This is a genomic window from Caulobacter sp. 10L414 (assembly GCF_056395525.1).
The window spans coordinates 94,053-104,611 of record NZ_JBFTJR010000008.1 but is presented as its reverse complement, the minus strand read 5'-3'; the positions used below and the strand labels follow the sequence as shown (position 1 = coordinate 104,611).

Genomic DNA, 10,559 nt, shown 5'->3' with positions numbered 1-10,559 from the left:
AGCAAGGCCTGCCGGACCACCCGCGCGGGGGCCGGAACCACATGCTCGCCATAGGCCGCCCTGCGCTCGTCCCGCGTCAGGGTCTGGGCGAACAGGGCGGCGAAGCCGTCGGGCGAAAGAGGCATGGCGCCGCTCCAGCGCGCCAGCAGCCGGCGCAGCGCCCAGGCCGCGCGCGGCCGGGCCAGCAGGCCCAGCGGCGGCGTCGAGGCGATGGCCACGCCGCAGGCGCCGCAGCCGCCATCGAGCAGGCGCTGCACGATCAGGCCGCCCAGGCCGTGGCCGATCACGATCGGCGGCTCGACCATGGCCACCGCCTGGGCGGCGTAGGCCTGGACCACCGCCTCCAGGGTCAGCCGGCCCAGCGCCCGCGGCGGCAGGCGACGCAAGTCCTCGGCCGGCGCGTCGAGCAGCGGCCAGGCCGGCGCGACCACCTTCAGGCCCCGGGCCTCGTAGCGGGCCTTGAAGCGGTCCCAGGCGCGCGGCGTCAGCCAGGCGCCGTGGATAAGCATGACGGCGGCGGTCACTCGTCTCTCCAATCAGCCGGCGGCGGCCGCCGGCCAGTCGACCTCATTGGCGACGGCTTCGGGCGTTCCCCCGCGCAGTCGCCGCCAGACGCTGGGCGACACGCCCTCGAAGCGGCGGAACATCCGGCAGAAATGGGCCTGGTCCGACAGGCCGCAGGCCAGGGCGATGGCGGCCAGGGATTCGCCGCCCTCCAGCATCATGGTCTTGGAGCGGGCGATGCGGCGGCGGTTCACATAGGCCTTGGGCGCGTCGCCGAAGCTGATGCGGAAGGCGCGCGAGAAGTGGCTGGGGCTGAGGCGGGCGGCGGCGGCCATCTCGGCGCTCGAGATGCGGCCCGTAAGGCGAGCCTCCACCAGGGCCTTGATCCGCAAAACCTGCCAGGGCGCCAGCCCCCCGCGCTGCATGGCCGGGGCTGCGGCGAAGGACTTGGCCTGCTGTCCGGCGGCGGCGTCGATCTGCGGCAGCAGGCGCACGGCCACGGCGATGCAGCGCTCGGCGTCGGCGGGGTCGGTCGCCAGGGCGTGACGGGCCTGCATCAGCAGCAGGCGGATCTGGTCCCTGGCGGGCTCCGTGGCGAGGTCTAGGGCCGGTTCGGGAACGCGGGTCGACACGGTCTGGACTTGCATCGTCGCTCTCTTCGGCTGGTCGCGAACGCGCCGACGACAGGCGGCGCACCAGCAAATTCAACCAAAGGAGGGGCCCTAACCATTCCCGCCCGGGTGAACCTCCGCCACCCAGGCGGGTGAAGCCCACGCCCCGAATGGGAGCGCTATCCGCGTTGGTTGCGGGCCTCGGCCGAGAACAGCGACAGGAACGCCAGCACCGCCGAGAGCGAGAACGCCCACTGCCCGCCGAAGCCGAACGCCAGCGCGCCCAGGCCGCAGCCGGCCGCGAACAGGCCCACGGCGACAGACAGCTTCCTGATCCGCGCGACCGAGGCGTCCCGATCGGGTCCACGCCGCACCAGCTCGGCCACGTCGAGCATGATCTGGGTGGTCGAGCCGGTCATCAGGGTGGTCGGCGGGGCGTTGGGGATGTGCACCCGGTGGGCGGCGTTCTGGATGGCCATGGCGCAGACGAACAGCACCGCCACCAGGATCAGCTGCCAGCTGTCGCCCTTGGCGAACGGCGACAGGACGACGGCCGCGATCGAGCCGGCGACCAGCAGCACGGTCTTCACCGCCAGCATGATCCGCAAGGTGGGCAGGTTGGCGGCCGCCAGCTTGAAGGTGACGAGCCGGCTGACCAGCACCGCCAGGCAGAACACCGGCAGCACCAAAAGCTTGGCCACCGCCCCTTCCGCGCCGTGGATCATGGCCGCGCCGAAGGTGACGAAGTTGCCGGTGACGTGGGCGACGAACACGCCCTGCAGAGCCAGAAAGCCGACCGTGTCGAGATACCCGCCGTTGAAGCTCATCAGTTGGGAAAGGCTCGGGAATCGCATGGTCACCATCCGTACTTGAGCTCGACGCCGAGATAGTCGCTGTCGTCCCGGCCCGAGGCGCGCAAGGTCGCCCCGGCCTCGTAGTGGACGGCCTCGATGGTCCCGGTCAGGCTCGGGTTGAAAGCGTAGTCGGCCCGCAGGTGGGCGTAGGCCCCGGTCCAGCGTCCGCCGCGCCCGGCCGTGCCGGACAGGGGGATGAAGGGCTGGGCGTAGATCGCGTCGGTCGTCTCGCGCCGCCACTGGCCCGCCAGGGCGGCGGTCACCGAAAGACCCTTGGCGGGCGTCACGGTCACCGACGGCTTGACGTGCACGAGGTTGGCGTAGCCGGTGTAGGCCGCGCGAGTGAAATAGGCCGCGTTGGGATAGAGCGGGTCGAACGTGCCCACGCGCCCATCTCCCGACCGCTCGTCGCCGCTGGCCGTGTCGACCTGGAAGCCCAGGCGCGGCTTCCAGGCCAGCGCCTTGAGCGTCCAGCCGATCCGGCCGCCGGCGGCCCAGGCGCGCGCGTCGCTGGTCCCTACCTCGCCGCGCTGGACCATGGCCTCCAGGTCCCAGTCCAGCGCCCCGGCCGCGCCCAGATAGCGCAGGTCGTAGGCCTGGCGGTCCTCTTCGCCGACCGCGTCGACATAGCGGGCGGTCGAGCGGGCGAACCTGGCGGCATAGGCCGAGACCACACCGCCGGGCGCCTTGCGCTCGACGCGGATCAGGTCGAGCCGCACGTTGCCGCTGGACGTGTCGTCGAAGGCTTCGCCGTCGTGATACTGCACCGGCTGGCTGACGAAGCCCGCCAGCTTCCAGGGCCCACGCGACCAGTCGGCCCAGACCGCGTCGAACGACTGGCGCACGCCGGGGCCGTCGCGGGCCGACAGGAACCGCTGCTGGTCGATCGGGAAGTCCTGGCGACCCACGCGCACATTGGCCTTGCCGCCCCAGACCTGCGTCTCGTAGCCGACGAAGGCCAGGCGCAGGTCCAGGCGGTTCTGGTCGGCCGGGCCGATGTCGCGGCGACCGAAGGCGCGCACGTCCTCGATCTGCGCGAAGCCCTGCCAGCCGCCCTTGCGCGCGTCGGCATGAACCTGCAGGCGCTGCGACAGGCTGGTGTCGGTAGGCTCGCCGCCGAAGCTGGCCGCGTCGCCCGTCTCGATCCGCTCGCGCAGGGTGAGGCCGAGCGAGAGCGACGTTTCCGGCCGCTCCTCCTGCCAGCGGTTGACCTTGATCGCTGGACGCTCGGCCGCCATGGCCGGGACCGCGACGAGAACGAGCGCCGCGGCCGCCAGCGTCCTCATGACCGCTCTCGCGGTTGCAGGTCGTGCCAGGCGACCAGCAGGAAGCCGCCGATCAGGCCCAGATGCTCGAAGAAGCTATTGGTCGCGCCGAAGCGCTCGGGCGGGACCATCTCCCAGAAGCGGTTGGCCATGAAGGTGGCCCCCAGGGTGAAGGCCGCCAGGGCCAGCGCCCCCAGCCAGCGCAGCCGGCCGGAGAGGATCATCAGCGAGGCGGCGATCTCCAGCACGATGACCAGCACCGCGAAGAAACCGGCCGGCGACAGGCCGAAATGGGTCATCTCCGCCAGCGCGCCCTGAAAGTCGAACGCCTTGGTCAGGCCGCCCTGGATATAGGCGGCGCAAAGGCCCAGAAGCGCGACCCAGCGCACCGCCGGCGCGAGGAAGGCCCCGCGCAGACGTTGGACGGAGGCGTTCATCAGACCGCCCAGCACGCGCAGCCGAGCGCGCCCCAGAACGACTTGAGATCGGCGATCGGCAGGCTCTTGGTCCAGGCCGTGGCGTGGTCGTGGCCGTGGACGCCGCAGCTGCTGGCGCAGCCGCACGAGGCGGCCGCCTGGCGGCGCAGGGTCTTGTCCGTCTCGGGCTCGGCCCAGGCGGCGTAGCCGCCGAAGGTCCGCACCGGCGACCAGTCGGGCATGGCCGGCGGCACCTCGTTCTCGTCGAGCTTGGAAAAGTCGCCAGCGCCGTAGACGATCTTGCCGCCGACCATGGTCAGGTCCGAGGTCATGTCGGCGATCTCGTCCTCGGGCACGCCGAAGAAGTCGCGGTCGGGCACGATCAGGTCGGCCAGTTGGCCTTCCACGATCCGGCCCTTCTTGCCCTCCTCGTTGGAGAACCAGGTGACGTTCTCGGTCCACATGCGAAGCGCGCTCTCACGATCAAGGCAGTTGCGCTGCGAATAGAGGCGCGTACCGCCGACGGTCTTGCCGGTGATCATCCAGGCCAGCGAGACCCACGGATTGTACGAAGCCACGCGCGTCGCATCCGTGCCGGCAGAGACCTTCAGGCCCTTCTCCAGCATCTTGGCGATCGGCGGCGTCGCCTCGGCGGCGGCCGGGCCGTAGCGCTCCAGGAAGTACTCGCCCTGATAGGCCATGCGGTGCTGCACGGCGACGCCCCCGCCGAGCGCGGCGATGCGGTCGATCGACTTCTCCGAAATCGTCTCGGCATGGTCGAAGAACCAGTTCAGGCCCTCCAGCGGGACGTCCTTGTTGACCTTCTCGAAGACGTCCAGCGCCCGGTCGATGGTCTCGTCATAGGTGGCGTGCATCCGCCAGGGCCAGCGGTTCTGAGCCAGGATCGTCACGACCTCCTCCAGTTCGCCTTCCATCTGCGGCGGCATGTCGGGGCGCGGCTGGCGGAAGTCCTCGAAGTCGGCGGCCGAGAACACCAGCATCTCGCCGGCGCCGTTGTGGCGGAAGTAGTCGTCGCCCTGCTTGTACTTCGACGTCTTCGTCCAGTTCAGGAAGTCGTCCTTCTCGCCCTTGGGCTTCTGGGTGAAGAGGTTGTAGGCCAGACGGATGGTCAGCTGGTTCTCGTCGGCCAGCTTCTGGATCACCTCGTAGTCGTCCGGATAGTTCTGGAAGCCGCCGCCGGCGTCGATCGCCCCGGTCACGCCCAGCCGGTTCAGTTCGCGCATGAAATGGCGGGTCGAGTTGACCTGATAGTCGAAGGGCAGCTTGGGGCCCTTGGCCAGGGTGGCGTAGAGGATCTGGGCGTTGGGCTTGGCCAGCAGCAGGCCGGTCGGGTTGCCCTGGCTGTCGCGGATGATCTGGCCGCCGGGCGGTTCGGGGGTGTCGCGGTCGTAGCCGATCACCCGCAGGGCGGCCTGGTTCAGCAGCGCGCGGTCATAGAGGTGCAGGATGAACACCGGCGTGTCGGGGGCCACGGCGTTCAGCTCCTCGATGGTCGGCAGGCGCTTTTCGACGAACTGGTGCTCGGTGAAGCCGCCGACCACACGCACCCACTGCGGCGGCGGGGTGATGGCCACCTGGCGCTTGAGCATGTTCATGGCGTCGGCCAGCGAGCGCACGCCGTCCCAGCGCAGCTCCATGTTGAAGTTCAGGCCGCCGCGGATGATGTGCAGGTGGTTGTCGATCAGGCCCGGCAGCGCCCGGCGGCCCTTCAGGTCGACGACCTTGGTGTTGGGGCCGGCCAGGGCCATGACCTCGGTCTCGGTCCCGACGGCGGAAAAGCGCCCCTCGGTCACGGCCACGGCTTCGGCGTTCGGATTGCTGCGGTCCAGGGTGGTGAAGCGGCCGTTGCGCAGGATCAGGTCGGGCGAGGTCATGGGCGGAACTCCGGGGGAAACTCTTCAGGGACGGGTCTTCAGGCCTTGGGCGCTGCGGGCGGTTCGCCTTGCGCCAGCTCGGCCGGCTTCTGGCCGCAGGGCAGCGGGCCGAACATGTGCGGCTTGACCTGGTGGTTCAGCCACGAGACGGCGGCCGGCTTGCGGGCCATCCAGCCCTTGACCAGCGGCGGGATCTGCTCGCCGACCAGGATGCCGAACAGGCCGACCAGGGCCACCACCGGCGGCGCCGGCGAGCGCACCTGCAGCAGGCCGTAGAACACGCCGACCGCCAGGCCGGCGGCGAGCGACAGGATGTAGATCTTCATCATCGGACGCCTTGCTGAGGCGCGTCGCGCCGGCCCGGGATCGAGCCGGCGCGGGCGGGCCTGTTAGCCTTCGTGGGCGTTGAACATCGACTTGGCGTAGATGATGCCCAGGCCGTAGCCGCCGCCGTGCACCTTCGCGATGCCGGTGGTCATGTCGTAGGTCTCGGTGCGGGCCCAGTCGCGCTGCATTTCCAGCAGGTACTGCAGGGCGGTGATCGGGCGGGCGCCGGCCTGGATCATGCGCTCGACGGCGCGTTCGTGGGCCTCGGCCGAGACGTCGCCGCAGGCGTCGGTGATCACGTAGACCTCATAGCCCTGGGCCAGGGCCGACAGCGCCGGGCCGACGATGCAGACGCTGGTCCACAGACCGGCCAGCACGATGCGGTCCTTGCCGATCTTGTTGATCTCCTCGATCACCGGGGCGTCTTCCCAGGTGTTCATCGAGGTGCGGTCCAGCAGGGTCTTGCCCGGGAACGGGGCGGTGACCTCGGCGAACATCGGGCCCGAGAAGCTCTTTTCGGCGACCGTGGTCAGGATGGTCGAGACGCCGAAGCCGGCGGCGGCGCTGGCCACCAGGCCGGCGTTGTTGCGCAGGGTGATCGCGTCGATCGAGTGGGTCGCGAACGCCATCTGCGACTGGAAATCGATCATGATCAGGGTGTGGTCGGTCGGCGTCAGCAGCTGCGGGCCGGGGGTCGGGGTGGCCTTGATCGGCATCGACTTTGTCCTTGGATGCGGATTGGAAGAAGTCCGGGGAATGTGTCGCGGCCGACACGAACGGTCTTGTTCAGTCGCCCCGCGATTTGGCCAAGTGGGCCATCGGGGCGTCCGCGAGGATCGTCGTGAATTCAAAGCGTAACCGCGCTAGACTACGCCCATGGGTTGAAAACCAGGGAGGGCGTCATGGCTCACGTCTATGCCGGGCTCGGCCACGACGGGCGGAAGATCTTTCTCTACGCGGCCGACCGCAAGACCAAGGTCCGCCAGGTGTTGTGGGGCGACTGGCTCAGCCTCGACGGCGAGGAGCCGGACGGCTGGCTGCGCATCAAGTGGTCGCCCAACACAAATCCCCAGACCCTCTACGTGCCCAAGGCCGACACCACGCCGACCCGGCCGCTGGAGATCGTGTTCCTCGACGTCGGCCAGGGCGACGGGGCGGTGCTGATCACTCCCGAGACCGGAGAGAAGGAGGGCGTGATCGTCGTCGACGCCGGCGAGGGCGACAACATGGAGCGGTTCCTGAACGGCCGCTTCAAGGCCTATCGCGGCTTTTCGTTCGACTCCGCGGTGATCACCCACCCCGACAGCGACCACTACCTGGGCTTCGGGGCGATCTTCGCCAACCCCAAGATCGGCTTCAAGCGCATCTGGCAGAACGGCCTGGTCGAGCGGGCGGTGTCGGGCACCTGGGCCAAGCTGGGGGCCTTCGTGAAGGATCCGGCCAGCAAGCTCACCTACCAGACCGAGCTGGCGCAGACCGAGGCCGACGTCCGCGCCCAGTTGCCCGACCGCAAGGCCAACGCCCGGTACGGCTTTCCCGGCGTGATGCAGGCCGCGCTGGACAATCCCAAGGTCGGCGAGATCGGCATGCTGTCGACCGAGCACGGCCAGATCGAGGACGGCCGCAGCTACATGCCCGGCTACGCGCCCTCCGACGGCCGCGGCTACGCCATCGAGGTGCTGGGCCCGGCGGTCGAGCGCGACACGGACGGCAAGGCGCGCCTGCGCCGCATCGGCGGTTCCTACGGCGAAACCAAGAACGGCCACTCGATCCTTCTGCGCCTGACCTACGGCCGGTTCAGCGTGTTCTTCGGCGGCGACCTCAACGAGCCGGCCGAGCGCTATCTGCTGACCCGCTACGCCGGGCTTTCGGCCTTCCCCGCCGCCGGCGGAACCGAGTACCGGATGATGGTCGGCAAGGTCGCCCAGCGCTTCCGCTCAGACATCATGAAGGTCTGCCACCACGGCTCAGAGAAGGTCACCGACGCCTTCCTCGAGGCGGTCAACCCGGCCTGCTTCATCATCTCGTCCGGCGACGAGGAGGGCCACGTCCACCCGCGCCCCGACCTTCTGGGCCGGCTGGGCCGCGCCGGCCGCGGCGCCTCGCCGGTGCTGCTGTCGACCGAGCTGCAGCGCTCCACCCGCGAGAAGACCGACCAGGCGCTGATCGAGAAGGTGGGCAAGGCCGTCGCCCAGTTGGCCGCCGCCCCCTCTCCCGCCCTGGCCGAGACCATCAAGGCCGACCTCGCCAAGCTGTCGAAGACCAATGTCGACGTCTACGGGGCCATCTACCTGAAGACCGACGGCCAGCGCCTGATCACCGCCTTCAAGATCGAGGCGAGCAGCCCCACCGACCTTTGGTTCTATTACGAGTACGTCTTCACGCCCGGCGGCGAGCTGGTGCTGGTGACCTGAGGCGCGCCCCCACGCAGCCCCAGGCCACCCCGACGCCCGATCAGTACCGGGCGCGGACGTTGAACAGCACCCGGCGCGGTTCGCCCCAGTAGCCGCCGTTGAAGTAGCCGACGTTGCGATAGTACTTCTCGTCGAACAGGTTGGTGACGTTGACGCCGACGCTGACCTTGGGCGTGAAGGCGTAGCGCACCAGGGCGTCGGCCAGGAGATAGCCGTCCTGGCTCACCCGCCGCGAGGCCAGCACCGGCGCGCCCGTCGAGGTGAAGGCGCCGCTGGGGGCGTTGATGTTCTGATAGACCTGCGTCTGCCAGCTGATCCCGCCGCCCAGCGTCCACTTGCCCAGCTTGTAGGTCGAGTTCAGCTTGACCATGTGCAGCGGATTGACGGTGAAGACCCGCACGCCCGCCGCGTTTTCGTTGTGGGTGTAGGTATAGCCGCCCGTGACGCTCCAGTTCGGGGTGATCGAGCCGGAGGCCTCGATCTCGCCGCCGCGGGTCTCGACGCCCTTCACCGCGCGATAGGCCGACGAGCCGTCGGGCAGCGAGTTGGCCGGCACGGTCGGGTCCAGCTCGGCGACGTTGTCCTGCTGCATGTAGAAGCCGTTGACCGAGGCGTAGAGCCGCTTGTCGAAGAACTCGGCCTTCACGCCGGCCTCGTAGTTGCCGCCGACCTTGGGATCCAGCTGCTTGAAGTCGGCGTCGAACAGGTTCTGCGGCTGGAAGACGTCGGCATAGCTGAAGAAGGCCGTCAGGTTGGTCGACAGGTCGTAGAGCACGCCGACATAGGGCGAGACGCGGTCCTGCGAGTAGCGGCCGGTCGTCGTGGTGCGGGCGCCGGTGGTGGTGCTGTAGTTCTCGGTGCGGGTGCTCCAGTCGCTGACGCGGGCGCCGGCGATCACTTTCAGGCGGTCGGTCGGGTTCAGGCGAACGGCGGCGTAGAGACCCGCCTCGCTGGTCGAGACGATGCTGCGCGGCCTGCCGGTGTTGTAGGTCACCGGCCGGCCGATCTCGCCGTCCCAGGTGTAGATGCTTGAGAAGGCCGTCAGGCTGTAGGGGCGGCTGGTGATGCCGGCGTTGATGGTGGCCAGGTCGCGCTCGAAGAAGTTGGCGCCCATGACCAGCTCATGCTGGCGGCCGAACATCTGGAACGGGCCCGAGGCGTAGGCGTCGACCGACTCTTCGCGTGTCTCGCTGACCGAATAGGTGTCGGAGATGGTCAGGCCAAGGCCCGTGGTCTTGTCGGCGAAGCCGCCGCTATTGGAGCCGGCCAGCAGCAGGCTCTCGGTGTCGGTGGCGCGGTTGTTGTAGGCCAGGCGCCCCACCCAGCCCGCGCCGAACTCGTGCTCGAGCACGGCGAACAGGTTGCGGCTGTCGCGCTCCCAGCGGTTCCACTTGGCCGCGGCGCTGTAGGAGCGCGGCATCTCGGCGACCGACCCGTCGCGGAAGAAGATCGGCGCGGCGCTCCAGGCCCCGCCCTTGGAGTCGGTGCGCAGGTAGTCGGCGCCGACGCGCAGGCGGGTCCTGTCGGTCAGGTCGGCCTCGACCACGCCGTACAGGCTGGGCGAGGTGTCGTGCTGGAACCGCACGTACGACTCGCGATCGGTATAGGCGCCGACCAGCCGGCCGCGCACCTTGCCGCTCTTCAGCAGCGGCCCCGACAGGTCGAGCTCGCCGCGCCGATAGTCCCACGAACCGGCCGACAGGCTGGTGCTGGCGCGGAAGTCCTCGGTCGGCCGCTTGCGCACCATGTTGATCGTCGCCGACGGATCGCCCGCGCCGGTGACCAGGCCCGTTGCGCCGCGCACCACCTCGATGCGCTCGTAGATCGAGGTGTCGCTCAGCACCGAATTGCCGCCGGCGCCGGTGGTGTACTGGGTGGGCACGCCGTCGAACTGGAAGTTGGTAATCGCAAAGCCGCGCGCGTTGAACAGCACGCGGTTGGAATCGTACTGCTGGACGTTGACGCCCGGGGTCTGGGCGAAGACCTCGGCCACCGTGATCAGGTTGAAGTCCTCGATCCGCTGGCGGGTGAAGACGGTCAGCGACTGGGGCGTCTCGCGCAGGGTCAGCGGCAGCTTGGTGGCGGTGTTGGTGCCCTTGACCTGGTAACCCTCGGTGCGGCCGGTCACCAGCACGGCGTCGACGGCGGTCTCGTCCTGGACGGCCTGGCCCTCGGCGTGGGCGACGCCGGCCAGCGAAAGGACGGCGACGCCGGCCAGCAGGGCTGCGCGGCGGGCGGGACGGTGGATAGCGGACAAGACGGGTCTTCCTTCG

At 69.4% G+C, this 10,559-nt stretch carries 10 protein-coding genes; 1 reads left to right on the top strand and 9 read right to left on the bottom strand.

The window, feature by feature from the left end; genetic code table 11:
- From AC1DCG_RS04830 to AC1DCG_RS04795, 8 genes are all read right to left on the bottom strand, one after another.
- A partial coding sequence (locus AC1DCG_RS04830) for an alpha/beta fold hydrolase (RefSeq protein ID WP_477041397.1) occupies nt 1–524 on the bottom strand: 524 nt, incomplete at its 3' end.
- Between the two features lie 12 nt (nt 525–536).
- Entirely contained in the window at nt 537–1,151 is a 615-nt protein-coding gene (locus AC1DCG_RS04825) for a helix-turn-helix domain-containing protein (RefSeq protein ID WP_477027893.1), read from the bottom strand.
- 143 nt (nt 1,152–1,294) lie between these two features.
- The gene (locus tag AC1DCG_RS04820) at nt 1,295–1,969 is read right to left on the bottom strand and encodes a YoaK family protein (protein ID WP_477027892.1); all 675 of its coding nucleotides are present in this window, start codon (nt 1,967–1,969) and stop codon (nt 1,295–1,297) included.
- Between the two features lie 2 nt (nt 1,970–1,971).
- A complete protein-coding gene (locus AC1DCG_RS04815) occupies nt 1,972–3,255 on the bottom strand; it encodes an alginate export family protein (protein ID WP_477027891.1) in 1,284 nt (427 codons plus the stop codon).
- Nucleotides 3,252–3,671: a DoxX family protein gene (locus tag AC1DCG_RS04810; RefSeq protein WP_477027890.1), complete on the bottom strand. Its 420-nt coding sequence runs from the start codon at nt 3,669–3,671 to the stop codon at nt 3,252–3,254. The genes AC1DCG_RS04815 and AC1DCG_RS04810 overlap by 4 nt, the downstream gene beginning before the upstream one ends.
- Nucleotides 3,671–5,545, bottom strand: coding sequence for an amidohydrolase (locus AC1DCG_RS04805; protein WP_477027889.1), 1,875 nt, complete (start codon nt 5,543–5,545; stop codon nt 3,671–3,673). The genes AC1DCG_RS04810 and AC1DCG_RS04805 overlap by 1 nt, the downstream gene beginning before the upstream one ends.
- A gap of 38 nt (nt 5,546–5,583) precedes the next feature.
- Nucleotides 5,584–5,871, bottom strand: coding sequence for a XapX domain-containing protein (locus AC1DCG_RS04800; RefSeq protein WP_165256707.1), 288 nt, complete (start codon nt 5,869–5,871; stop codon nt 5,584–5,586).
- A 63-nt stretch (nt 5,872–5,934) separates the two neighbouring features.
- Entirely contained in the window at nt 5,935–6,588 is a 654-nt protein-coding gene (locus tag AC1DCG_RS04795) for a hydrolase (RefSeq protein ID WP_165256709.1), read from the bottom strand.
- 186 nt (nt 6,589–6,774) lie between these two features.
- Between AC1DCG_RS04795 and AC1DCG_RS04790 the strand changes: the two genes are divergently transcribed.
- Complete coding sequence (locus tag AC1DCG_RS04790) at nt 6,775–8,286, top strand: ComEC/Rec2 family competence protein (RefSeq protein WP_477027888.1); 1,512 nt, start codon at nt 6,775–6,777, stop codon at nt 8,284–8,286.
- 40 nt (nt 8,287–8,326) lie between these two features.
- Here AC1DCG_RS04790 and AC1DCG_RS04785 read toward each other — a convergent pair whose 3' ends face one another.
- Entirely contained in the window at nt 8,327–10,543 is a 2,217-nt protein-coding gene (locus AC1DCG_RS04785; protein WP_477027887.1) for a TonB-dependent siderophore receptor, read from the bottom strand.
- Between the last annotated feature and the right edge of the window lie 16 nt (nt 10,544–10,559).

Coding starts and splice junctions, on each gene's coding strand:
- AC1DCG_RS04800 (WP_165256707.1), bottom strand. CDS start 5,871: ATGAAGATCTACATCCTGTCGCTCGCCGCCGGCCTGGCGGTCGGCGTG.
- AC1DCG_RS04805 (WP_477027889.1), bottom strand. CDS start 5,545: ATGACCTCGCCCGACCTGATCCTGCGCAACGGCCGCTTCACCACCCTG.
- AC1DCG_RS04825 (WP_477027893.1), bottom strand. CDS start 1,151: ATGCAAGTCCAGACCGTGTCGACCCGCGTTCCCGAACCGGCCCTAGAC.
- AC1DCG_RS04795 (WP_165256709.1), bottom strand. CDS start 6,588: ATGCCGATCAAGGCCACCCCGACCCCCGGCCCGCAGCTGCTGACGCCG.
- AC1DCG_RS04790 (WP_477027888.1), top strand. CDS start 6,775: ATGGCTCACGTCTATGCCGGGCTCGGCCACGACGGGCGGAAGATCTTT.
- AC1DCG_RS04820 (WP_477027892.1), bottom strand. CDS start 1,969: ATGCGATTCCCGAGCCTTTCCCAACTGATGAGCTTCAACGGCGGGTAT.
- AC1DCG_RS04810 (WP_477027890.1), bottom strand. CDS start 3,671: ATGAACGCCTCCGTCCAACGTCTGCGCGGGGCCTTCCTCGCGCCGGCG.
- AC1DCG_RS04815 (WP_477027891.1), bottom strand. CDS start 3,255: ATGAGGACGCTGGCGGCCGCGGCGCTCGTTCTCGTCGCGGTCCCGGCC.